This is a genomic window from Streptomyces sp. SDT5-1 (assembly GCF_052245995.1).
Lineage (GTDB): Bacteria > Actinomycetota > Actinomycetes > Streptomycetales > Streptomycetaceae > Streptomyces.
In genome coordinates, this window is the sequence record NZ_CM125963.1 from 3,102,311 (window position 1) to 3,124,957 (window position 22,647).

Annotated in this window: 18 protein-coding genes; 12 read left to right on the forward strand and 6 right to left on the reverse strand. The window is 71.8% G+C overall.

The genetic code is table 11. The features are described 5' to 3' along the window. The first annotated feature begins 83 nt into the window (after positions 1–83). Positions 84–626 carry a hypothetical protein gene (locus ACTWJ8_RS14525; protein WP_443264890.1) on the forward strand — a complete coding sequence of 181 codons (543 nt, stop codon included), beginning with the start codon at positions 84–86 and terminating at the stop codon, positions 624–626. A gap of 64 nt (positions 627–690) precedes the next feature. Next, complete coding sequence (locus tag ACTWJ8_RS14530; RefSeq protein WP_443264041.1) at positions 691–1,332, forward strand: class F sortase; 642 nt, start codon at positions 691–693, stop codon at positions 1,330–1,332. Between the two features lie 9 nt (positions 1,333–1,341). Here the strand turns inward: ACTWJ8_RS14530 and ACTWJ8_RS14535 are convergent, their stop codons facing one another. Next, the gene (locus ACTWJ8_RS14535; RefSeq protein WP_443264042.1) at positions 1,342–2,124 is read right to left on the reverse strand and encodes a sulfite exporter TauE/SafE family protein; all 783 of its coding nucleotides are present in this window, start codon (positions 2,122–2,124) and stop codon (positions 1,342–1,344) included. Positions 2,125–2,262: 138 nt separating this feature from the next. Between ACTWJ8_RS14535 and ACTWJ8_RS14540 the strand changes: the two genes are divergently transcribed. The 4 genes from ACTWJ8_RS14540 (at position 2,263) to ACTWJ8_RS14555 (ending at position 7,915) form a co-directional block, all read left to right on the forward strand. After that, positions 2,263–3,555, forward strand: a complete 1,293-nt coding sequence (locus tag ACTWJ8_RS14540) for an NAD(P)/FAD-dependent oxidoreductase (RefSeq protein WP_443264043.1) — start codon at positions 2,263–2,265, stop codon at positions 3,553–3,555. A 1-nt stretch (position 3,556) separates the two neighbouring features. Further along, the gene (gene nirB / locus ACTWJ8_RS14545) at positions 3,557–6,094 is read left to right on the forward strand and encodes a nitrite reductase large subunit NirB (RefSeq protein ID WP_356377220.1); all 2,538 of its coding nucleotides are present in this window, start codon (positions 3,557–3,559) and stop codon (positions 6,092–6,094) included. Beyond that, a complete protein-coding gene (nirD, locus tag ACTWJ8_RS14550; RefSeq protein WP_356377217.1) occupies positions 6,091–6,438 on the forward strand; it encodes a nitrite reductase small subunit NirD in 348 nt (115 codons plus the stop codon). Before nirB ends, nirD begins: the two co-directional genes overlap by 4 nt. A gap of 232 nt (positions 6,439–6,670) precedes the next feature. Next, positions 6,671–7,915, forward strand: coding sequence for an LPXTG cell wall anchor domain-containing protein (locus ACTWJ8_RS14555; RefSeq protein WP_443264044.1), 1,245 nt, complete (start codon positions 6,671–6,673; stop codon positions 7,913–7,915). Positions 7,916–7,978: 63 nt separating this feature from the next. Here ACTWJ8_RS14555 and ACTWJ8_RS14560 read toward each other — a convergent pair whose 3' ends face one another. The 3 genes from ACTWJ8_RS14560 to dusB form a co-directional block, all read right to left on the reverse strand. After that, a complete protein-coding gene (locus ACTWJ8_RS14560; RefSeq protein ID WP_356377212.1) occupies positions 7,979–8,905 on the reverse strand; it encodes an oxidoreductase in 927 nt (308 codons plus the stop codon). 180 nt (positions 8,906–9,085) lie between these two features. After that, positions 9,086–11,803 (reverse strand): pyruvate, phosphate dikinase, encoded by a 2,718-nt coding sequence (ppdK, locus tag ACTWJ8_RS14565; protein ID WP_443264045.1) that lies wholly within the window; start codon positions 11,801–11,803, stop codon positions 9,086–9,088. Between the two features lie 528 nt (positions 11,804–12,331). Continuing rightward, entirely contained in the window at positions 12,332–13,459 is a 1,128-nt protein-coding gene (gene dusB, locus ACTWJ8_RS14570) for a tRNA dihydrouridine synthase DusB (RefSeq protein ID WP_356377206.1), read from the reverse strand. Between the two features lie 160 nt (positions 13,460–13,619). Between dusB and ACTWJ8_RS14575 the strand changes: the two genes are divergently transcribed. Beyond that, positions 13,620–15,089 (forward strand): MFS transporter, encoded by a 1,470-nt coding sequence (locus ACTWJ8_RS14575; protein ID WP_443264046.1) that lies wholly within the window; start codon positions 13,620–13,622, stop codon positions 15,087–15,089. A 14-nt stretch (positions 15,090–15,103) separates the two neighbouring features. Here ACTWJ8_RS14575 and ACTWJ8_RS14580 read toward each other — a convergent pair whose 3' ends face one another. Further along, a complete protein-coding gene (locus ACTWJ8_RS14580; RefSeq protein WP_356377201.1) occupies positions 15,104–15,985 on the reverse strand; it encodes a helix-turn-helix transcriptional regulator in 882 nt (293 codons plus the stop codon). A 101-nt stretch (positions 15,986–16,086) separates the two neighbouring features. Between ACTWJ8_RS14580 and ACTWJ8_RS14585 the strand changes: the two genes are divergently transcribed. The 3 genes from ACTWJ8_RS14585 (at position 16,087) to ACTWJ8_RS14595 (ending at position 19,213) form a co-directional block, all read left to right on the forward strand. After that, on the forward strand, positions 16,087–17,517 hold the full coding sequence (locus ACTWJ8_RS14585) for an MFS transporter (RefSeq protein ID WP_356377198.1): 1,431 nt from the start codon (positions 16,087–16,089) through the stop codon (positions 17,515–17,517). A gap of 80 nt (positions 17,518–17,597) precedes the next feature. After that, positions 17,598–18,608, forward strand: coding sequence for an aldo/keto reductase (locus tag ACTWJ8_RS14590; RefSeq protein WP_356377195.1), 1,011 nt, complete (start codon positions 17,598–17,600; stop codon positions 18,606–18,608). A 23-nt stretch (positions 18,609–18,631) separates the two neighbouring features. After that, complete coding sequence (locus ACTWJ8_RS14595; RefSeq protein WP_356377192.1) at positions 18,632–19,213, forward strand: TetR family transcriptional regulator; 582 nt, start codon at positions 18,632–18,634, stop codon at positions 19,211–19,213. A gap of 134 nt (positions 19,214–19,347) precedes the next feature. Here ACTWJ8_RS14595 and ACTWJ8_RS14600 read toward each other — a convergent pair whose 3' ends face one another. Then, a complete protein-coding gene (locus ACTWJ8_RS14600) occupies positions 19,348–20,730 on the reverse strand; it encodes a glycine--tRNA ligase (protein ID WP_356377189.1) in 1,383 nt (460 codons plus the stop codon). A gap of 166 nt (positions 20,731–20,896) precedes the next feature. On the opposite strand from ACTWJ8_RS14600, the gene ACTWJ8_RS14605 reads away from it, so the two are divergent. Beyond that, positions 20,897–21,856: a metal ABC transporter substrate-binding protein gene (locus tag ACTWJ8_RS14605; protein WP_443264047.1), complete on the forward strand. Its 960-nt coding sequence runs from the start codon at positions 20,897–20,899 to the stop codon at positions 21,854–21,856. 17 nt (positions 21,857–21,873) lie between these two features. Further along, positions 21,874–22,647, forward strand: coding sequence for a metal ABC transporter ATP-binding protein (locus ACTWJ8_RS14610; RefSeq protein ID WP_443264048.1), 774 nt, complete (start codon positions 21,874–21,876; stop codon positions 22,645–22,647).

A 22,647-nucleotide genomic window follows, 5' to 3' on the forward strand; every position in this document is an offset into this window, starting at 1 on the left:
AGGAGGCGCGGCGCCGCGACTGGCACTTACCTCGTCCTTGGCAGGGCGCGACCGACGCCCGCGAAGGAGCTTGGACGATGCGCATGCGCAGGGGCACGGGCCGACCGCTGACCGCGGCGGTGCTCGTCACCGCCGCCGTCGCCGCGGTCACGGCGGGCGGCGCGACTCCCGCGACCGCCGCGCGGGGCGGCCTCGAGGTGTATCCGGCGACGGCGTCCCCGGGCGACCGGGTCTCGGTGGACACCACGGCGTGCGGCGGCTCCGACACGGCGACCGGTGACGCCAGCGCGGTCGGCGCCGGCACCTTCACGCTGGCCCCCGACGCCGCCGCGACGGCCGGCCCGGCCACGGGCCGCTTCCGCGTCCCGGTGTCCGCGCAGCCGGGAACGTACGAGATCGTCGCCCGGTGCGTGGACGGGACGGAGGTGACGGGCGACCTCATCGTCTCCGTGCCCGGCACCGGCGACGCCGTGGCCCAGCCGCCCAGGGGGCATGTGGAGACGGGGGTCGGCGGGGCGCTCGGCCCCGAGCCCACCCGGACGTCGGCGGGTGTCGCGGCGCTCGCGCTGGCCGCGGCGGGCGGCACCTGGCTGCTGCACCGCAGGGCGCGCGGCGACCGGATCTGAACCCGGCGTCCGGCCTCTCCCCCGCCCGCCTGGGCCGTGAAGAACTGCGAGGAACCCCAGCCCCATGCGCACGCCCCCGCGCGCCGCGAACCGTGTCAACGCCGCCGCAGGAGCGGTGACCACCCTCGCGCTCGCCGCCGGCGCCTGGCTGCTGGCGAGCGGCGCCGAAGGGCATCCGCCGCCGCAGCCGTCCGCCGCGCAGGCCCGCGTCGACCGGCGGCACAGCGAACCCCCGGCCGCCGCTCCGCTGCCCGCGTCCCCTCCGGACCGGATCCGCATCCCGTCGATCGGCGTCGACGCCCCGCTGATGGGCCTCGGCCTGACCCGCGCCGGCAGCCTCGACGTGCCGCCGCCCGGGAAGAAGAACCTCGCGGGCTGGTACGAGGCGGGCACCAAGCCCGGCGAGACGGGTACGGCGGTGGTCGCGGGCCATGTCGACAACGCGCGCGGCCCGTCCGTCTTCTACGCCCTCGGCTCGGTCGAGCGCGGCCGCACGATCGAGGTGCGGCGGCGGGACGGCTCGGTCGCGGTGTTCACGGTGGACGCGGTCGAGGTGTACGACGCGAAGCGGTTCCCCGACGCGAAGGTGTACGGCGCGGCCCGCCGCCCCGAGCTCCGGGTGATCACGTGCGGTGGCCCCTACACGCGCGGGACGGGCTACCAGGGGAACGTCGTCGTGTTCGCGCACCTCACGGGCAGCCGCTGAGCGGGCGGGTCACGCCACCCACTGCTCGTACGCCATCTTCACCACCAGCGCGCACACCACGGTCAGGAGCACCACGCGCACGAAGCCCGCGCCGCGCTTCAGCGCGGTGTGGGCGCCGATCATGCCGCCCGCCAGGTTGAACACGGCCATCAGCCCGGCGAGCTGCCAGAACACCTGGCCCTTCCACGCGAACATCGCGAGGGCGCCCGCGTTGGTGCAGCAGTTGACGATCTTCGCGGTGGCGGACGCGGTCACCAGGTCGAGATGGAGGATCGCGGTCAGGGCGAGGACCAGGAACGTTCCGGTGCCGGGGCCGATCAGCCCGTCGTAGAAGCCGATGCCGAGGCCCGCGAAGCCGATGGCCGCCCAGATGCGGCGGGGCGAGGCGGGGACCGCGGAGGGCGCCGTGCCGAACGCGGGGCGGAAGATGACGAACGCGCCGACGCCGACGAGGACCACCATCACGACCGGTTTCAGGATCTCGGTGCTCATCCCCGTCGCGAGCAGCGCCCCGCAGGTCGAGCCCGCGAGGGCCGCGGCGCCGATGCGGACGGCGAGCCGTACGTCGACGGGCGCTCTGCGGGCGTAGGTGACGGCGGCGCCGGTGGTGCCGACGATGGCGACGGCCTTGTTGGTGCCGAGGGCGTGGCCGGCCGCCGCGGAGTTCGGGAGGCCGAGCAGGAGGGCCGGGAGCAGGAGGAGTCCGCCGCCGCCCACCACCGCGTCGACCCATCCGGCCGCGAGCGCGGCGACGCACAGCACGACGACGGTGGTCAGGGATATGTCAGGCATGATCAGGACTCTACGGAGGCCCGGCGCACGCGGGTCACGCCCCCTCACACCGGGCCGCGGCCCCCGCTGAGCGCACCGTTCCTCCCGGGAAACCATCGGGACGCCACCGGGTAACACCCGCCCCGCAGGCTGCGATGCATGACCGCACCGTACGCGTACGACGACACCGCGACCGGCCGCTCCGGCCGCGTCGTCGTCATCGGCACCGGCCTCGCCGGCACCCGGCTCGCCCACCGCCTGGGCGAGCGGGCCGTGCTGATCGGCGAGGAGGCGCACGCCCCGTACAACCGGGTGCTGCTCGCCGAGGTGCTGGCCGGGACGTATCCGCCGGATGTGATCGAGCTGCCCCGGTCGGCCGGCCGGCGGCTGCGCACCCGCGCCGTCCGGATCGACCGCGAGCGGCGGCTGGTGCAGTGCGAGAACGGGGACGAGGTCGGCTACGACACGCTCGTCCTCGCCACCGGCTCGAACCCGGTGCTGCCGCCGCTGCGCGGGCTGTTCGCGCCGGATGCGACCGAACTGCCGGGCGGGGTGCACGCGTTCCGCACCATGGACGACTGTCTCGCGCTGTCGTCGGCCGTCTCCGAGGGCACCCGAGCCGTCGTCATCGGCGGCGGGCTGCTCGGTGTCTCGGCGGCCCGTGCGCTCGCCCGGCGCGGCGCGCAGGTGGTGCTCACGCAGCAGTCGGAGCGGCTCATGGAGCGCCAGCTCGACCCGCGCTCCTCCGAACTCGTGCGCCGCCATCTCACCGCGCTCGGCGTGGAGATCCACACCGAGTGCCGGGTGCGCGGCGTCGGCGTCGTCGACGGGCACGTACGCCGCGTCGAGCTGCACGACGGCTATGTGCTCGGCACCGACGTCACCGTTCTGGCCTGCGGGGTCCGCCCCCGGATCGGTCTCGCGCAGGCCGCCGGGCTCGACGTCCGCAAGGGCGTGGTCGTCGACGACGCGCTGCGCACGAGCGATCCGCGCATCCACGCGGTCGGCGACTGCGCGCAGCACGACGGGACGGTGTACGGCCTCGCGACCCCGGCGCTCGAACAGGCCGACGCGCTCGCCGACCTGCTGACCGGCACCGACGCCGCGTACACCGGCACCCGCACGCTGACCCGGCTCACGCTCCCGCACGGAGGGGGTCCCCCCTGCTCGAGCGGAGCCGAGAGCTTGGGGGCAGGGCCGCTCGACCTCGCCGCGTTCGGCGAGACCGAGGCGCTGCCCGGCGACGACGTCGTGCAGCTCGCCGACGCCACCCGCGGCACGTACCGGAAGGTCGTCGTGCGCGGCGACCGTCTTGTCGGCGGGGTGCTGGTCGGGGAGCTGGCCACGGTCGGCGCGCTCGCGCACGCCTGGGAGTCCGACGAATCACTGCCCGCCGACGACGCTGTCGGCGCGCCTCTGCTGCACCTGCTCACCCACGACGGAGGCCTCTGACATGCCGACCGAAAAGGCACTGCCCACGATCGTCCTCATCGGCCACGGCATGGTCGGCCAGCGCTTCCTCGAGGCCGCCGCCGAGCGCGGGCTCACGGGTTCGCACCGCGTGGTCGTCCTGTGCGAGGAGCCGCGCCCCGCCTACGACCGGGTGCACCTCACCTCGTACTTCTCGGGCACCACGCCCGAGGAACTGTCCATGACGGACCCGGAGTTCATCGAGAAGCACGGCATCGAGCTGCACGTCGGCGATCCGGCGGTGGCCGTCGACCGCGCGTCCCGCACCGTACGGGCGCGGTCCGGCCTGGAGGTCACGTACGACACGCTGGTGCTCGCCACCGGCTCGTACCCGTTCGTCCCGCCGGTCCCCGGCAAGGACGCCACCGGCTGTTTCGTGTACCGGACGATCGAGGACCTGTACGCGATCGAGGAGTACGCGAAGAACAACGCGACGGTCGGCGCCGTCGTCGGCGGCGGGCTGCTCGGCCTGGAGGCGGCCGGCGCGCTCCAGGGCCTCGGCCTCACCACGCACATCGTCGAGTTCGCTCCCCGGCTGATGCCGGTGCAGGTCGACGAGGGCGGTGGCGCCGCCCTGCTGCGGACCATCACGGACATGGGCCTCGACGTGCACACCGGCGTCGGCACCCAGGAGATCGTCACGGGCGCCGACGACGCGGTGCGGGGCATGAAGCTGTCGGACGGCAGCGAACTCGCCACCGACCTCGTCGTGTTCTCCGCCGGTGTCCGTCCCCGCGACCAGCTCGCCCGCGACATGGGCCTGACGGTCGGCGAGCGCGGCGGCATCACCGTCGACGAGCGCTGCCGCACCAGCGATCCGGCCGTCTTCGCGATCGGCGAGTGCGCGCAGGCCTCGGACGGCCGCGTGTACGGGCTCGTGGCCCCCGGCTACGAGATGGCGCTCACGGCCGCCGACACCATCGCCGAGCGGGACGCCTCGTTCACCGGCGCCGACCTCTCCACGAAGCTGAAGCTGCTCGGCGTCGACGTCGCCTCGTTCGGCGACGCGCACGGCGCGACCGACGGCTGCCTCGACGTCGTCTACGCGGACTCCCGCTCGGGCACGTACAAGAAGCTGGTGATCGGCGGCGAGGGCGAGCTGCTCGGCGGCATCCTGGTCGGCGACGCGGAGGCGTACGGGACGCTGCGCGCGCTCACCGGTTCGGTGCCGCCCGTCGCGCCCGAGGCCCTGGTGCTCCCGGCGGGCGCGGGCGCCCCCGCCCAGCTCGGCCCCGAGGCGCTGCCGGACGACGCGGTGATCTGCTCCTGCCACAACGTCACCAAGGGCGAGATCTGCGAGCACACCTCACTGCCCGAGGTGAAGAAGTGCACCAAGGCCGGTACGGGCTGCGGAAGTTGCGTCAAGCTCATCGGCCAGCTGCTCCCGAAGTCCGGCGACGACGGGCTGTGCGGCTGCTTCGCGCACACCCGCCAGGAGCTGTACGAGATCGTCCGCGTCAAGCGGATCACGACGTTCGCCCAGCTCCTCGACGAGCACGGGCGCGAGGGCGCGCGCGGCGGCGAGGGCTGTGAGGTCTGCAAGCCGACCGTCGGCTCGATCATCGCCTCGCTCGCCCCGTCCATCGGCGCCGACGGCTATGTCCTCGACGGCGAGCAGGCGGCCCTCCAGGACACCAACGACCACTTCCTCGCGAACCTCCAGAAGAACGGCTCGTACTCGGTCGTGCCCCGGATCCCCGGCGGCGAGGTCACCCCGGAGAAGCTGATCGTGATCGGCGAGGTGGCACGGGACTTCGGCCTCTACACGAAGATCACCGGCGGCCAGCGCATCGACCTGTTCGGCGCGCGCGTCGACCAGCTCCCGATGATCTGGGCCCGGCTCGTCGACGCCGGCTTCGAATCCGGGCACGCGTACGGCAAGGCGCTGCGCACGGTGAAGTCGTGCGTGGGGCAGACCTGGTGCCGGTACGGCGTGCAGGACTCGGTGCGGATGGCGATCGACCTGGAGCTGCGCTACCGGGGCCTGCGGGCGCCGCACAAGCTCAAGTCGGCGGTATCCGGATGCGCCCGCGAGTGCGCGGAGGCCCAGTCGAAGGACTTCGGCGTGATCGCCACGGCGAACGGCTGGAACCTGTACGTGGGCGGAAACGGCGGCATGACGCCCCGTCACGCCGACCTGCTGGCCCAGGACTTGAGCGACGCCGAGCTGATCCGGCTCATCGACCGGTTCCTGATGTTCTACATCCGCACGGCCGACCGGCTGGAGCGCACGGCGGCCTGGCTGGAGCGGATCGACGGCGGCCTCGACCACGTACGGGACGTCGTCGTGCACGACTCGCTCGGCATCTGCGACGAGCTGGAGGCCCTGATGCGGGCGCACGTCGCGCACTACCGCGACGAGTGGGCCGAGACCCTCGACGACCCCGAGCGCCTCGCCCGCTTCGTCTCCTTCGTCAACGCCCCCGACACCCCCGACCCGACGGTCCGCTTCGTGCCCGAGCGCGACCAGATCAAGCCCGAGCTGCCGCTGATCCCCCTGGAAGGACTGGCTGTCCGATGACCATCGCCCTTGAACCGACGACGACCACCCTCGTCCGCATCGACGCGGACGGCGAACCGGTGACCGTGTGCGAGCCGTCCCGCCTGAAGGCGGGGCGCGGGGTCGCGGTGCTGCTCCCCGACGGCGGGCAGGCCGCGGTCTTCATGGACCGTGCGGGCCGCGTCTACGCGATCGACAACACCGATCCGTTCACGGGGGCGGCCGTGCTCTCGCGCGGACTGCTCGGCTCGGCGGACGGCCGGCCGTTCGTGGCGTCGCCCCTGCTGAAGCAGCGCTTCGACCTGGAGACGGGGCGCTGCCTCGACGACGAGGCGGTCGCCGTCCGGACGTTCACCGTTCAGTGACATCACTCACAGCGAAAACACAGAGATAGAGAGCAACTTTCACGATCCGTCCGCATTTCGCCTCCAGTAAGCGCAGAACACCGCTCACAAGCGGTCAGAAAGCCCCGCACGGACGCCCTCGAACCGCCTTAGGATCTCGGCACCTCAGCGCTTACCCGCGCCTTACTCCGAATCGAACAGAGGGCGTTCCGTGCAGATCCGTCAGATACTCGCGACTGCCGCAGTCGCCGCCGTGACCGCTCCGGTGGCACTGCTGTCCGTCTCTCCGGCGTACGCCGACACGAAGCCCGCGGCCCAGACCGAACAGAAGCCGTCCCTCGCCGAGTTGCGCAAGGCGGTGAAGGAGGCGCGGCAGGCGTACAGAGCCGCCGTGGCGGCCGAGCAGGCGCTCGAGCAGGAGCTCGACGCCACGACCGACCCGAGCCACCCGCTCATGGTCGCCGTCGCCGAGGCGAAGAAGGCCGCCGACGACGCGGCGGCAGCGAAGACCGCCGCGGACCAGGCCGTCACCGACGCGCAGACCAAGCTCGACGCCGCCACCACGGACGACGAGAAGACCGCCGCGCAGGCCGAGCTGGACGCCGCCAAGAAGGCCGCCGACGAGGCGACCACCAAGAAGACCGAGGCCGACGCCGCCGTCAAGGCCGCCGAGACCGCGCGCGACGACAACCGCGTCGCCATCGCCCGGAAGATCGACAAGGCCCAGCAGGACGTCAAGACCGCGCTCGCCGCGAAGGAGGCCGCCGAGAAGGCGCTCGCCGACGCGAAGGGCGAGGAGCCGGGCGAGCCCGGCGACCCGGAGGAGCCGACGGACCCCGAGTGCTCCGCGGTGGACGCGCTCGACACCACCATCTCCGGCCTGCCCTCCAAGATCGCCGCCGGTTCCACCGTCGACTTCCGGATGCGCCTGACCAACAACACCGGCCGGACCCTCGACGAGGTCATGCCGTTCGTGGCCGTGGGCGCCGTCGACAAGTCGTACAAGGACATCAGCAGCAAGCTGCACCTCAAGTCCAAGCAGGACGGCCAGTGGAAGTCCGTCCCCGAGGAGGACTACGCGGGCGCGTTCAGCAACGTGAAGGCCGGCGCGCACGTCGACCTGCCGCTGCGCCTGACGATCGACCGCTCCGCCCCCGCCGGTTACGGCGCCACCCTCGCCGTCGGCGTGTACGGCAACGAGGACGAGACCTGCGGCACCGGTGACCTCGCCGTGTACGAGTTCACCATCAACCCGGTCGGCGCAGGGAACTCCACGACCCCCGCCGGCAAGGGCAACAAGCCCAAGCCCCAGGGCAGCGCCTCCCCGGTGGCGGGCTCCGGCTCCGGCAACGGCTCCGCCGACGCGGACGGCTCCCTCGCCTCCACCGGCTCCTCCTCCGCCCTGCCGACGATCGGCCTCGTGGGCGGCGCCGCCGTCGTGCTCGGCGCCGGCGCGGTGTACGTGGTGCGCCGCCGGAAGGCCGAGGCCAACGGCTGAGCCCAGCCGCACTGAACGACGGCGGACCGGCGCCCCTGCTGGAGGGGGAGCCGGTCCGTCGTCCTATCGGCCGAGCGCCTTGAAGTCCACGCCGGTGAGCTGCTCCGACGCCGCCCACAGCCGCTCGCCCGCCACGTCGTCGCGCGTCCACGGCGCCCGCCACGACCGGGTGGGCGCGCCGCGCAGCATCATCACGCGCGGGCCGTAGAAGTCGTCGGGGCGCACGCCCGGGTCCGTGGCCGCGCGCAGGGTCGGCAGGGCGCCGCCGGCCGCGGACTGCCCGAAGTACCGGTTGCCGATCTCGAAGAACCGCTCCATGCCCTTGCGGCCCTCCATCCGCGCGCCGCGCGCCTGCAGTTCGGTCGCCGCGTACCCGGGGTGCGCCGCGGCCGCGACGAGGCCCGCGCCCGCCGCCCGTACCCGCCGCGCCAGTTCGTGCACGAACAGCAGGTTGGCCGTCTTGGACCGCCCGTAGGCCACCCAGCGCCCGTACTTCCGCTCGCTGTTGAGGTCGGCGATGTCGATGTCGGCCATCGCGTGCATGCCGCTGGAGACCGAGACGACGCGGGGCGCGGGCGCCGCGAGGAGGTTCGGCAGCAACAGCCCGGTGAGGGCGAAGTGCCCGAGGTGGTTGACGCCGAACTGAGTCTCGAAGCCGTCGGCCGTGCGCCCGTACGGGAGGGCCATCACGCCCGCGTTGTTGATCAGGAGGTCGAGCGGGCGGTCCTGGTGGGCGTCGGCGAAGGCCCGTACGGAGGCGAGGTCGCCGAGGTCGAGCGGGGCGAACTCGGCGCGAGCTCCCGGGACTTCGGCGGCGAGGCGGTCCCGGGCGTCGGTGCCGCGTCGCTCGTTGCGGCAGGCCAGGATCACGTGGGCGCCGGCGCGGGCCAGCTCGCGGGCGGTGACGTAGCCGATGCCGGTGTTGGCCCCGGTGACCACGGCCGTGCGGCCCTGCTGGTCGGGGATGTCGGTCGGGCTCCAGCCGCTCATGGATCGGCGCTCCTTCGGATGACGTCTCGGGGGTTACCGAAGGGTACGCACGCACGGAAAAGGGCGGCACCCCCCGCACAGGGGTGCCGCCCTTCGGTGGTGACCGGGGCCGCCGCGAATCGGTGAGGGTCGGGGACTCGCGGCGGCCCCGGAGTTCGGGCCCCGTCGAAGGGGCTCGGGTCAGCGGTGGTCGCTGCCCTGCGAGGTGCTGGCCGCGCGGCCCGCCTCCAGGCGCGCGACCGGGATGCGGAACGGGGAGCAGGAGACGTAGTCGAGCCCGGCCTCGTGGAAGAAGTGGACCGACTCCGGGTCGCCGCCGTGCTCGCCGCAGACGCCGAGCTTGAGGTCGGGTCGCGTGGCGCGGCCCGCGGCGACGGCGGACTTCACGAGGGAGCCGACGCCGTCCTTGTCGATCGTCTCGAACGGCGACACCCCGAAGATGCCCTTCTCCAGGTACGCCGTGAAGAAGCTCGCCTCCACGTCGTCGCGGGAGAAGCCCCAGACGGTCTGCGTGAGGTCGTTCGTGCCGAAGGAGAAGAACTGGGCGGCCTCGGCGATCTGTCCGGCCGTGAGGGCGGCGCGGGGCAGCTCGATCATGGTGCCGATGGCCAGCTTCAGCTTGACGCCGGTCTGCTCCTCGACCTCCGCGATGACCTGGTCGGCCTCCTCGCGGACGATCTCCAGCTCCTGGACGGTGCCGACGAGCGGGATCATGATCTCGGCGCGCGGGTCGCCCTTGGCGTTCTTCCGCTCGGCGGCGGCCTCGGCGATGGCGCGGACCTGCATGGTGAACAGGCCGGGGATGACGAGGCCGAGGCGGACGCCGCGCAGACCCAGCATCGGGTTCTGCTCGTGCAGCCGGTGCACGGCCTGGAGGAGGCGCAGGTCGTTCTCGTTCTTGTCCTTGCGGGACTCGGCGAGCGCGACGCGCACCGACAGCTCGGTGATGTCGGGCAGGAACTCGTGCAGCGGCGGGTCGAGCAGGCGGACGGTGACCGGGAGGCCGTCCATCGCCTCGAACAGCTCGACGAAGTCCTGCTTCTGGAGCGGCAGGAGCAGCTTCAGGGACTCCTCGCGCTCGGCGTCGGTGTCCGCGAGGATCAGCTTCTCGACGAGCTCGCGGCGGTCGCCGAGGAACATGTGCTCGGTGCGGCACAGGCCGATGCCCTGGGCGCCGAAGCGGCGGGCGCGCAGCGCGTCCTCGGCGTTGTCGGCGTTGGCCCGTACGCGCAGGCGGCGTACGCGGTCCGCGTAGGCCATGATCCGGTGGACGGCGCCCACGAGCTCGTCGGCGTCGTCGGCGCCGGCGTGCATGCGGCCCTCGAAGTACTCGACGACCGGGGACGGCACGACCGGGACCTCGCCGAGGTACACCTTGCCGGTGGAGCCGTCGATGGAGACGGTGTCGCCCTCCTCGACGACGGTGTCGCCGATGGTCATGCGGCGGCGCTTGGTGTCGACCTCCAGCTCCTCGGCGCCGCAGACACAGGTCTTGCCCATGCCGCGGGCGACGACGGCGGCGTGCGAGGTCTTGCCGCCGCGCGAGGTCAGGATGCCCTCGCAGGCGATCATGCCGTCGAGGTCGTCGGGGTTGGTCTCGCGGCGGATCAGGATGACCTTCTCGCCGGAGCGCGACCACTTGATGGCGGTGTACGAGTCGAAGACGGCCTTGCCGACGGCCGCGCCGGGGGACGCGGCGATGCCGCGGCCGAGCAGCTCGACCTTCGCCTCGTCGTCGAAGCGCGGGAACATCAGCTGCGCGAGCTGGGCGCCGGTGACCCGCTGGAGGGCCTCGGCCTCGTCGATCAGGCCCTGGTCGACGAGCTGCGTGGCGATGCGGAAGGCGGCACCGGCGGTGCGCTTGCCGACGCGCGTCTGGAGCATCCAGAGCTGGCCGCGCTCGATGGTGAACTCGATGTCACAGAGGTCCTTGTAGTGGTTCTCAAGGGTCTCCATGATCTGCATGAGCTGGTCGTACGACTTCTTGTCGATCTGCTCGAGCTCGGCGAGCGGCACCGTGTTGCGGATACCGGCGACGACGTCCTCGCCCTGCGCGTTCTGGAGGTAGTCGCCGTAGACGCCCTGGTGGCCGGAGGCCGGGTCGCGGGTGAACGCGACGCCCGTGCCGGAGTCGGCGCCGAGGTTGCCGAAGACCATCGAGCAGACGTTGACGGCGGTGCCGAGGTCGCCGGGGATGCGCTCCTGGCGGCGGTACAGCTTCGCGCGGTCGGTGTTCCACGACTCGAAGACGGCCTTTATGGCCAGGTCCATCTGCTCGCGCGGGTCCTGCGGGAAGTCCCGCCCGGCCTCGGTCTTGACGATCTTCTTGAAGCGCGTGACGAGCTTCTTGAGGTCGGCGGCGTCCAGGTCGGTGTCGACCGTGACCTTCTTGGCGACCTTGGCCTTCTCCAGGGCGTCCTCGAAGAGCTCGCCGTCGACGTCCAGGACGGTCTTGCCGAACATCTGGATGAGGCGGCGGTACGAGTCCCAGGCGAAGCGCTCGTCGCCGGCCTGCTTGGCGAGGCCCTGCACCGATTTGTCGGAGAGACCGATGTTGAGGACCGTGTCCATCATGCCGGGCATGGAGAACTTGGCGCCCGAACGGACCGACACCAGAAGGGGGTTGTCGGCCTGGCCGAGCTTCTTCCCCATCTTCTTCTCGAGCGCGTCGAGGTGCTGGGTGACCTCGTCACGGAGTGCCACCGGCTCCTCGCCGCTGTCGAGGTAGACCTTGCAGGCCTCGGTGGTGACGGTGAAGCCGGGCGGGACGGGAAGTCCCAGGTTGGTCATCTCGGCGAGGTTGGCGCCCTTGCCGCCCAGCAGGTCCTTGAGGTCCTTGTTGCCCTCGGTGAAGTCGTAAACGAACTTCGCTACCTGAGGATCCTTGTTCTCCGACACGTGTCTCGACTCCTCGAGGCTCGGTGGCTGCCCTGACGGCGAGGAACATACCCAGATCCAAGGCCTGTGGGTACGTCCACTCAGCTGTCATACGGGCGTAACCACCCGTCCGCCAGGAGATCGAAAGTGATGGACGGCGGAGGAGGGCTTCGACCTTGCGTTCAACACTTGAACGCACTACCCCCGTAGAGCCGCACCTGTGCTCACATGAGCGGCTCTCGCTCGTTTGTGAGTTCAGGTCATAAATGATCGAGCGATGGCACTCAGTGCCACGGCTTGGAGAAGTGCAGGCGCCAAATTCGCGCTCATCTGAGCGCAACCCCGATCAGGGGTGGCGAGAATCACGCGATTTGAAAGGGCTCCCGGACGCCGTCGTTCCACGATGCGGACGCCCTGGAAGGGCAAAACGGGCGCACGCGGCCGCTCCGATGAGCGCGGAGCGCTCAGGGGAGGGCGCGGGCGCCCGTGAGGTGAGGAGTTCAGGCCAGATCCGCAGCGATCAAGGGATCGCCGGGGTCATCGGCGCCGTCAGCCGCCGGAGGTGTCCAGCTCGGCGTCCTCGCTGACGCCGGCGCAGTCGTACGGGTCCTTGAGCCAGCCGTCCGGCAGGACCACCCGGCCGTTGCCCGACGTCCGGCCGCGCGGGCCGTCCGCGCCCGCGGGCCAGCCCTGGTCGAGGTCCAACTCGTCGAGCCCCGAGCGCAGTTCCTCCAGGGACGACGTGATCGCGAGGCGCTTGCGCATCTCGGAGCCGACCGCGAAGCCCTTCAGGTACCAGGCCACGTGCTTGCGGAAGTCGATCACGCCGCGCGACTCGTCGCCGATCCACTCCCCCAGGAGCGTCGCGTGCCGCACCATCGCGTCGGCCACCACCCGCAGCGTGGGCCTGGCCCGCTCCTCGCGGCCCTCGAACGCCGCCACCAGGTCCGCGAACAGCCACGGCCGCCCGAGGCAGCCACGGCCCACGACCACACCGTCGACCCCGGTCTCGCGGACCATGCGCAGCGCGTCGTCCGCCGACCAGATGTCGCCGTTGCCGAGCACCGGGATCTCCGGCACGTGCTCCTTGAGGCGCGCGATGGCGTCCCAGTCGGCGGTGCCGCCGTAGTGCTCGGCGGCGGTGCGGCCGTGCAGCGCGATCGCCGTGACGCCCTCCTCGACCGCGATCCGGCCCGCGTCGAGGTACGTGATGTGGTCGTCGTCGATGCCCTTGCGCATCTTCATCGTGACCGGGAGATCGCCCGCCCCGGAGACGGCCTCCTTGAGGATCGCGCGCAGCAGGTTCCGCTTGTACGGGAGCGCGGAGCCGCCGCCCTTGCGGGTCACCTTGGGGACCGGGCAGCCGAAGTTCAGGTCGATGTGGTCGGCGAGGTCCTCCTCCGCGATCATGCGGACGGCCTTGCCCACGGTCGCGGGGTCCACCCCGTACAGCTGGATCGAGCGAGGCTTCTCGGTCTCGTCGAAGTGGATCAGCTGCATGGTCTTCTCGTTGCGCTCGACCAGCGCCCGCGTCGTGATCATCTCGCTCACGAACAGGCCCTTGCCGCCGGAGAACTCCCGGCACAGCGTGCGGAAGGGAGCGTTCGTGATCCCCGCCATGGGGGCGAGGACCACGGGCGGCTGCACCTGGTGGGGGCCGATGGTCAGAGCGGACATCTCAGGGCTCTCCGGAACGGACGAGGGGGTCGTGGGCAAGGCTCCATTGTCCCTCACTCGCGAAACACCGCGGAACGGCGCCGGAGCGCCGCCGTCACGGGCCCTGCCGCGCCCGTATCCCGCATGCCTCCTCACAGCGGATCCGGCTACCGTCGGACACATGCCCGATGCACGACAAACCCTGACCCACCGCAGGCGCCTGCTCGTCCTGGCGATCTGCTGTATGAGCCTGCTGATCGTCAGCCTCGACAACACCGTCCTGAACGTCGCCCTCCCCTCCATGGCGAAGGACTTCGACGCCACGCTCTCGGGCATGCAGTGGACGGTCGACGCCTACACGCTGGTGCTCGCCGCGCTGCTGATGCTCGCCGGTTCCACGGCGGACCGGGTCGGGCGGCGCCGGGTGTTCATGATCGGCCTGACCGTGTTCACGGTCGCGTCCGTGGCCTGCTCGCTCGCGCCGAGCCTGGAGGCCCTGGTCGCGTTCCGGATGCTCCAGGCGGTGGGCGGCTCGATGCTCAACCCCGTCGCCATGTCGATCATCACCAACACCTTCACGGACCCGCGCGAGCGGGCCCGTGCCATCGGCGTGTGGGGCGGCGTCGTCGGCATCTCCATGGCGGCGGGCCCGCTGGTCGGCGGCCTCCTCGTGGACTCCGTCGGCTGGCGCTCGATCTTCTGGATCAATCTGCCGGTCGGTCTCGCCGCGCTCCTGCTCACCCTCCGCTACGTCCCCGAGTCCCGCGCCCCGAAGGCCCGCCGCCCCGACCCCGTCGGCCAGCTCCTGGTCATCGCGCTGCTCGGCTCGCTGACGTACGCGATCATCGAGGCGCCCGCCGCGGGCTGGACGTCGCCGCGCATCGTGCTCTTCGCGGCGGTCGCCGTCGCCTCCCTGGTCGGGCTCCTGCTCTACGAGCCCCGCCGCGAGGAACCCCTCATCGACCTGCGGTTCTTCCGCTCGGCCCCGTTCAGCGGCGCGACCGTGATCGCGATCTGCGGCTTCGCGTCGCTCGGCGGCTTCCTGTTCCTCTCGACGCTGTACCTCCAGGACGTGCGCGGCCTCGACGCCCTGCACGCGGGCCTGTGGATGCTGCCGATGGCGGCGATGACGCTGGTGTGCGCGCCGCTGTCGGGCCGCCTCGTCGGCAGCCGGGGTCCGCGGCTGCCGCTGCTGGTCGCGGGCGTGATGATGACGGCGAGCGGGGTGCTGTTCGCCGTGTTCGACGCCGAGACCTCGAACGTCACGCTGGTGATCGGCTACATCCTGTTCGGCATCGGCTTCGGCTTCGTGAACGCCCCGATCACCAACACCGCGGTCTCCGGGATGCCGCGCGCCCAGGCGGGCGTCGCGGCGGCCGTCGCCTCGACCAGCCGGCAGATCGGCCAGACCCTCGGCGTCGCCGTGATCGGCGCGGTCCTCGCGTCGGGCGTCGCCGGCTCCTCGTACGCGGACGCCTTCGTCGGCGCGAGCCGCTCCTGCTGGTGGATCATCGCGGGCTGCGGGCTCGCGGTCCTCGTGCTCGGCGCGCTGACCAGCGGCCACTGGGCGCGCGAGACGGCGCGCAGGACGGCGGAGCGGCTGGAGAGCGCGGAGGACGCCGAGGTCACCAAGGCCGCGACCCGTTCGTAGCGGCCGGCCGGTGCTCAGCGGACGGCAGCCAACTCCTGGAGCTTTTCGAGGCGTTCGCGGGTCACGTCGTCGACCGGCGTGTACGTGACGACGCGGGCGCCGCAGTCCCGGCCGAGCCACAGGTCGGTGTGGGCGACGGAGAGCGGGCCCACGTGCCGGTTGTGGAAGTGCTTCACCTTGCTGGGCACGGACCGCGTCACCTCGTGCCGCCCCCACAGCTCGCGGAACTCGGCGGACTCGTCGGTGAGCCGCTTGAGCACCAGCTTCCAGGCGGGTTCGGCGAGATGCTCGGCCATCCCGGAGCGGAACTTGGCGGCCATGGTCCGCAGCACGTCGTCGAGGCCGACGATCGAGGACCGCCACTCGTCGTGGGTGAACGCCAGGAGCATGCAGTTGCGGTCCTCGGGCGGGATCTCGTCGAGGTCGCAGAGCAGCATCCCGTACGTGCGGTTGTACGCGAGGATGTCGTAGCGGCTGTTCTGCACGCAGGCCGGGATCGGCTCGAGCTCCGCCAGCAGGCCGAGCACCTCGGGCGTGAGCGTGGCGCAGCTCGCCGCCGGTGTCGGGTCGATGGCGCCGGCGAGGCCGAAGAGGTGGGCGCGCTCGCTCGCGTCGAGCCGCAGGGTGCGGGCCAGCGCGTCGAGGACCTGCGCGGAGACGTGGATGTCGCGGGCCTGCTCGAGCCACGTGTACCAGGTGACGCCGACCGCCGAGAGGTGCGCGACCTCCTCGCGGCGCAGGCCCGGGGTGCGGCGGCGCCTGCCGCGCGGCAGGCCGACCTCCTCCGGTGCGATCCGCTCGCGCCGTGAGCGCAGGAAGGCGCCCAGCTCGTGCCGCCGGATCTCGCCGGATCCGGCGTCCGCCGCGACCGGTGCCTCGTGTGTCATCGTGGCCATTCCCCCAGGGTGGACCCGCCCGGAGCCTGTTTCCAGGTGGCGCTTGTACCAGGATAAGAACACTCTGGTACCCGTCTGCGGTCCGGCCGAGGCTCAAGGGCATGACGACCCACACCCAGGCCCGACCTCCGCAGACCGTCGACCGGGCCGCACCCGTGCTCGGTGGACTCGGTCTGCTCACCGTGCTGCTCGGCGCGGCACTCCCTCTGATCGACTTCTTCATCGTCAACGTCGCCCTGCCCACCATCGGCCGCGATCTGCACGCGAGCGAGCCGGTCCTCGAACTCGTCGTGGCGGGCTACGGCATCACGTACGCGGTGCTGCTCGTGCTCGGCGGCCGGCTCGGCGACCTCGTCGGGCGCCGCCGCCTGTTCCTCGTCGGCACCGCCGCCTTCGGCCTGACGTCGCTGGCCTGCGGGCTCGCCCCGACGGCCTGGACGCTGGTCGCCGCCCGGATCGCGCAGGGCGCCGCGTCGGCGCTGATGCTGCCGCAGGTCCTCGCCACGATCCAGGCCACGACCAGCGGCCCGCACCGGGCCCGCGCGATGAGCCGGTACGGCGCGACGGCCGGACTGTCGATGGTGGCGGGCCAGGTCCTCGGCGGCGTACTGGTCTCCGCCGACCTGTTCGGCACGGGCTGGCGCTCGGTGTTCCTGGTGAACGTGCCGGTGGTGGCGCTCGCCCTGGTGCTCGCCGCCCGTACGGTGCCGGAGACCCGCTCGGACCGCCCCGAGCCGGTCGACGTGCCGGGCACGGTGCTGCTCGCGCTCGCCCTGGTGGCGCTGCTCGCCCCGCTGACGGAGGGCAGGGCGGCGGGCTGGCCGCTGTGGACGTGGCTGTGCCTCGCGGCGTTCCCGTTCCTCGCGTACGCCTTCTACGCGGTGGAGCGCGCCGCCGACCGGGCCGGCCGCACACCTCTCGTGCCGCCTTCGCTGTTCCGCCTCGTGTCGCTGCGGCGCGGGCTCGTGATGATCGTGCCGTTCTCCATCGGCTTCAGCGGGTTCATGTTCGTGATCGCGGTGGCGCTCCAGCAGGGCGAGGGCCTGGGCGCGACGGAGGCCGGTCTTGCGCTCGCCCCGATGGCGGCGGTGTTCTTCGTGACCTCGCTCGCGGGGCCGCGCCTGGTGGCCCGGTGGGGTGCGCGGGTCGTCACGGCGGGCGGCCTGTTGCAGGCCGCCGGGGTGGCGCTGATCGCGTTCGCCGCGTGGCGGACCTGGCCGGACCTGGGGATTCTGGAACTGCTGCCGGGCGCCGCGCTCGCGGGCGCGGGCCAGGCGCTCCAGCTGCCGATCCTCTTCCGGATCATCCTCTCCGAGGTGCCGGCGGCGCGGGCGGGCGTGGGCGGCGGCGTCATGACGACGACGCAGCAGGCGGCCCTCGCGCTGGGCGTGGCGACGCTCGGCTCGCTCTTCCTCTCCGTCGCGCCGGGCTCGGGCATGCGGGACGCCCTGGTCACGACGCTCCTGGCGCAGCTCGCCGCGGTGGCCCTGACGGTCCTCCTGAGCCTGCGTCTGCCCCGCCGCATCGCATGACGAATGACAAATATTGAAATCTGTCATCCGTCATGCCAAGGTGGGGAGGTACCCACTCCACCCCAGCCAGAGGAGTCACCATGGCCCTCCCCACCCGCACCCTCGGCACCACAGGCCCCCGCACGGCCGCCCTCGGCCTCGGCTGCATGGGCATGTCGGCGCTGTACGGAGAGGCCGACCGCGCCGAGTCCGTCGCCACCGTGCACGCCGCGCTGGACGCCGGGGTCACCCTCCTCGACACCGGCGACTTCTACGCGATGGGGCACAACGAACTGCTGATCGGCGAGGCGCTCCGCACCGCACCCGCGGCAGCCCGGGAGAACGCGCTGGTCAGCGTGAAGTTCGGCGCCCTGCGCGGCCCGGACGGCGCATGGTTCGGCTACGACGCCCGTCCCGAGGCCGTGAAGAACTTCGCCGCGTACTCGCTCCAGCGCCTCGGCGTCGACCACATCGACGTCTACCGGCCCGCGCGGCTCGACCCGGAGGTGCCGATCGAGGAGACGGTCGGCGCGATCTCCGAACTCGTCGAGCAGGGCTACGTACGGCACATCGGCCTGTCGGAGGTCGGCGCGGACACGATCCGCCGGGCGGCGGCCACGGCGCCGATCTCCGATCTCCAGATCGAGTACTCGCTGATCTCGCGCGGCATCGAGGAGTCGATCCTGCCCGCCGCCCGCGAGCTGGGCATCGGCGTCACCGCGTACGGCGTGCTCTCGCGCGGGCTGATCTCCGGCCACTTCGACCGGGACCGCAAGCTGGGCGCGGGCGACTTCCGGGCCTTCAGCCCGCGCTTCCAGGGCGAGAACCTCCAGCACAACCTGGATCTCGTCGACCGGCTCCGCAAGATCGCCGAGCAGAAGGGCGCGAGCGTCGCGCAGATCGCGATCGCCTGGGTGCTCGGCCGGGGCGAGGACATCGTGCCGCTGGTCGGCGCGCGCCGCCGCGACCGGCTCACGGAGGCGCTCGGCGCGCTCGACGTGACCCTGGACGCCGCGGACCTCGCCGCGATCGAGGAGGCCGTGCCCGCGGACGCCGCGGCCGGCGAGCGGTACCCGGAGGCGCAGATGGCACACCTCGACAGCGAGCGCTGATCGGCGCCGGTTAGATTCGTGCCATGCCCGCCGAGACCCTGACCCCCGAGCGCATCCTCGCCGCGACCGAGGAGGTGCTGCGCCGGCACGGCCCCGCCAAGGCGACCGTCGTCGACGTGGCCCGCGCGCTCGGGGTCAGCCACGGCTCGGTGTACCGGCACTTCCGTACGAAGGCGGAGCTGCGCGGCGCGGTCACCAAACGCTGGCTGGACCGCACGACGGCGCGGCTCGCGGAGGTCGTCGCGGCCGACGAGCCGGCGGCCGACAAGCTGCGGCACTGGCTGTCGACCCTCTTCGACGCCAAGCGCCACAAGGCGGGCGACGACCCGGAGCTGTTCGCCACGTACTCCGTCCTCACGGACGAGCAGGGCGGCGTGGTCGACGCGCACATCACGGAGCTCACGACCCAGCTGACGTCGATCCTCCAACAGGGCGTCGCGGCGGGCGAGTTCACCGCATCGGACGTCCCGTCGACGGCCCGCGCCGTCTTCGAGGCGACGGCCCACTTCCACGACCCTGTGTACGCCCCCGAGTGGTCCCGCGAGGGCACGCAGAAGGCGTTCGACGCGCTCGTGGCTCTGCTCCTGCGCGGACTGGGGACCTGAGCCCCGGTCCGGCAAGATCAAGCCCCTGCGGCGATTGAGCAGCGGGGTCCGGGGCAGAGCCCCGCGGCCTCAACGACATCGGGGCCCGCCCACCGCCGCAGCGGTGAACGGACCCCGATAGACGCCGGAGGCGATCAGCAGCCGACGAGCCGCGCCGCCAGGTAGCCCTCGATCTGGTCGAGCGACACCCGCTCCTGCTTCATCGAGTCGCGCTCGCGCACGGTCACCGCGTTGTCGTCGAGCGTGTCGAAGTCGACGGTGACGCAGAACGGCGTACCGATCTCGTCCTGACGACGGTAGCGGCGGCCGATGGCGCCCGCGTCGTCGAAGTCGATGTTCCAGTTCTGCCGCAGCGCCTGCGCGAGACCCTTCGCCTTCGGCGAGAGCTCCGGGTTCCGGGACAGCGGCAGGACCGCGACCTTCACCGGGGCGAGGCGGTGGTCGAAGCGCATGACCGTGCGCTTCTCCATCTTGCCCTTGGCGTTGGGCGCCTCGTCCTCGACGTACGCGTCCAGCATGAAGGCGAGCATCGCGCGGCCGAGACCGGCCGCGGGCTCGATGACGTACGGCGTGTAGCGCTCGCCCTTCTCCTGGTCGAAGTAGGAGAGGTCCTGGCCGGAGGCCTTGGAGTGCGCGGACAGGTCGTAGTCGGTGCGGTTGGCGACGCCCTCGAGCTCGCCCCACTCGCTGCCGCCGAAGCTGAAGCGGTACTCGATGTCAGCGGTGCGCTTGGAGTAGTGGGAGAGCTTCTCCTTCGGGTGCTCGTACCACCGCATGTTCTCCTCGCGCATGCCGAGGCCGGTGTACCAGTTCCAGCGCTGCTCCATCCAGTACTCGTGCCACTGCTCGTCCTCGCCGGGCTTGACGAAGAACTCCATCTCCATCTGCTCGAACTCGCGGGTGCGGAAGATGAAGTTGCCGGGCGTGATCTCGTTGCGGAACGACTTGCCGGTCTGCGCGATGCCGAACGGCGGCTTGCGGCGCGAAGTCGTCTGCACCTGGCTGAAGTTGGTGAAGATGCCCTGCGCGGTCTCGGGGCGCAGGTAGGCGACGGAGCCGCTGTCCTGCGTCGGGCCGAGGTGCGTGGAGAGCAGGCCGGAGAACTGCTTGGGCTCGGTGAAGGCGCCCTTGGTGCCGCAGTTCGGGCAGTTCAGGTCGGCGAGGCCGTTCTCGGGCAGGCGGCCCTTCTTCGCCTCGTACGCCTCCTCCAGGTGGTCCGCGCGGAACCGCTTGTGGCAGGAGGTGCACTCGGTGAGCGGGTCGGTGAACGTGGCGACGTGACCGGAGGCCTGCCAGACCTCGGTCGCCAGGATCACCGAGGAATCAATACCGACGACGTCCTCGCGCGAGGTGACCATGTAGCGCCACCACTGGCGCTTGAGGTTCTCCTTCAGCTCCACACCCAGCGGTCCGTAGTCCCAGGCGGCCCGCTGACCGCCGTAGATCTCGCTGCAGGGGTAGACGAAGCCACGGCGCTTGCTGAGGCTGACGATGGTGTCGATCTTGTCGGCGGCCACGGTGCTCTCTTCATTACGACGACGGTGAGCGCGCTGGATACGCGCTCCGGGAGCGAATGCTTCAGGTTACCGGCGGGGCCACCCCGCTCACCAAATCGGTTCTCGGTACAGAGCGGGACGAAGGGCTTGTTGACAACCGTTTCCAGTTTTGTTGAAAATGACTGTCATGAACGTACGACGATCCCGCAAGCTCATACCCGTCGCCGCCGTCACCGCCCTCGGTATCGGCGCCCTCACCGCGTGCGGCAGCTCCTCCGCCGACGACAAGGGGAGCGACGGCAAGCTGAGCGTCGTCGCGTCGTTCTACCCGATGCAGTACCTCGCCGAGCAGATCGGCGGCGACCACGTCGACGTCACGAACCTCACCGAGCCCGGCCAGGAGCCGCACGACCTCGAGGTCAGCGCCCAGCAGCGCGGTCAGCTCGAGGAGTCCGACGTGGCCCTCTACCTGAAGGGCCTCCAGCCCTCCGTCGACGAGGCCATCGACCAGTCCGGCATCAAGACGAAGATCGACGCCGGCACCCTGACCTCCCTCGAGAAGCACGGCAACGAGGTCGACGGCCACGACCACGGGCACGGCGAGGAGACCCACGACGAGGACGCCGCCGACCCGCACATCTGGCTCGACCCGGTGAAGTACGCCGAGGTCGCCGAGGGCGTCGGCAAGGCCCTGGAGAAGGCCGACCCGGACCACGCGGCCACGTACAAGAAGAACACCGAGGCCCTGACCGGCAAGCTGGGCGAGCTCGACGCCAAGTTCGAGAAGCGCCTCAAGGACACGAAGACGACGACGTTCATCACGACGCACGCCGCCTTCGGCTACCTCGCCGAGCGCTACGGACTCACCGAGGAGGCCATCAGCGGCCTCGACCCGGAGAGCGAGCCCAGCGCCGCCCGCGTCAAGGAGCTCCAGAAGACCGCGAAGGCCGACGGCGTCGGCACCGTCTTCTACGAGACGCTGGTCAGCGACAAGACGGCGAAGACCCTCGCGGGCGACGCGCACCTCAAGACCGATGTGCTCGACCCGATCGAGGGCATCACCCCCGGCAAGTCCAAGGGCAAGGACTACATCCAGGTCATGGAGTCGAACCTGGCCGCCCTGGAGAAGGCGCTGGGCACCAAGTGACCACGAAGGAGGGCGACATGGGCGACACCGAAGCCGTCATCTCGCTGCGCGGGCTGACGGCCGAACTCGGCGGTCGCCCCGTGCTGCGCGGCATCGACCTGACCGTGCGGCGCGGCGAGGTCGTCGCCCTGCTCGGCGCGAACGGCTCGGGCAAGTCCACCGCGATCCGCGGCATCATCGGGCAGGTGCAGCCGACCGGCGGCGAGATCGAGCTGTTCGGCACGCCGCGGCGCCGCTTCAAGGACTGGGCCCGCGTCGGCTACGTGCCGCAGCGCACGACGGCCGCGGGCGGCGTGCCCGCGACGGTGTCGGAGGTCGTCTCGTCCGGGCGCCTGTCGCGCGCCAGGTTCGGCATCCTGCGCAAGGCCGACCGGGACGCCGTCACCCGCGCCCTCGAACTCGTCGGGATGGCGGACCGCGCCAAGGACTCCGTGGACGCGCTCTCCGGCGGCCAGCACCAGCGCGTGCTCATCGCGCGCGCCCTGGCCGCCGAGCCCGAGCTGCTGATCATGGACGAGCCGATGGCGGGCGTCGACCTGGCCAGCCAGGAGATCCTCGCCGCGACGCTGCGCACGCAGGTCGCGGCCGGCGCCTCCGTCCTCCTCGTCCTGCACGAGCTCGGCCCGCTGGAACCCCTCATCGACCGCGCGGTCGTGCTCCGCGACGGCTGTGTGCTGCACGACGGCCCGCCGCCGAAGGCCGTAGGACAGCACGCGCTGCCCGGCCACGACCACGTACACCCGCACACCGACGCGGCCGCCGAGCCGATCCGCACAGGACTGCTGAGCTGA

What these genes read in the sequence shown, in the direction of transcription:
- ACTWJ8_RS14525 (WP_443264890.1), top strand. Translation starts at nt 84, where the DNA reads ATGCGCAGGGGCACGGGCCGACCGCTGACCGCGGCGGTGCTCGTCACC.
- ACTWJ8_RS14530 (WP_443264041.1), top strand. Translation starts at nt 691, where the DNA reads ATGCGCACGCCCCCGCGCGCCGCGAACCGTGTCAACGCCGCCGCAGGA.
- ACTWJ8_RS14535 (WP_443264042.1), bottom strand. Translation starts at nt 2,124, where the DNA reads ATGCCTGACATATCCCTGACCACCGTCGTCGTGCTGTGCGTCGCCGCG.
- ACTWJ8_RS14540 (WP_443264043.1), top strand. Translation starts at nt 2,263, where the DNA reads ATGACCGCACCGTACGCGTACGACGACACCGCGACCGGCCGCTCCGGC.
- nirB (WP_356377220.1), top strand. Translation starts at nt 3,557, where the DNA reads ATGCCGACCGAAAAGGCACTGCCCACGATCGTCCTCATCGGCCACGGC.
- nirD (WP_356377217.1), top strand. Translation starts at nt 6,091, where the DNA reads ATGACCATCGCCCTTGAACCGACGACGACCACCCTCGTCCGCATCGAC.
- ACTWJ8_RS14560 (WP_356377212.1), bottom strand. Translation starts at nt 8,905, where the DNA reads ATGAGCGGCTGGAGCCCGACCGACATCCCCGACCAGCAGGGCCGCACG.
- dusB (WP_356377206.1), bottom strand. Translation starts at nt 13,459, where the DNA reads ATGTCCGCTCTGACCATCGGCCCCCACCAGGTGCAGCCGCCCGTGGTC.
- ACTWJ8_RS14575 (WP_443264046.1), top strand. Translation starts at nt 13,620, where the DNA reads ATGCCCGATGCACGACAAACCCTGACCCACCGCAGGCGCCTGCTCGTC.
- ACTWJ8_RS14580 (WP_356377201.1), bottom strand. Translation starts at nt 15,985, where the DNA reads ATGGCCACGATGACACACGAGGCACCGGTCGCGGCGGACGCCGGATCC.
- ACTWJ8_RS14585 (WP_356377198.1), top strand. Translation starts at nt 16,087, where the DNA reads ATGACGACCCACACCCAGGCCCGACCTCCGCAGACCGTCGACCGGGCC.
- ACTWJ8_RS14590 (WP_356377195.1), top strand. Translation starts at nt 17,598, where the DNA reads ATGGCCCTCCCCACCCGCACCCTCGGCACCACAGGCCCCCGCACGGCC.
- ACTWJ8_RS14595 (WP_356377192.1), top strand. Translation starts at nt 18,632, where the DNA reads ATGCCCGCCGAGACCCTGACCCCCGAGCGCATCCTCGCCGCGACCGAG.
- ACTWJ8_RS14605 (WP_443264047.1), top strand. Translation starts at nt 20,897, where the DNA reads ATGAACGTACGACGATCCCGCAAGCTCATACCCGTCGCCGCCGTCACC.
- ACTWJ8_RS14610 (WP_443264048.1), top strand. Translation starts at nt 21,874, where the DNA reads ATGGGCGACACCGAAGCCGTCATCTCGCTGCGCGGGCTGACGGCCGAA.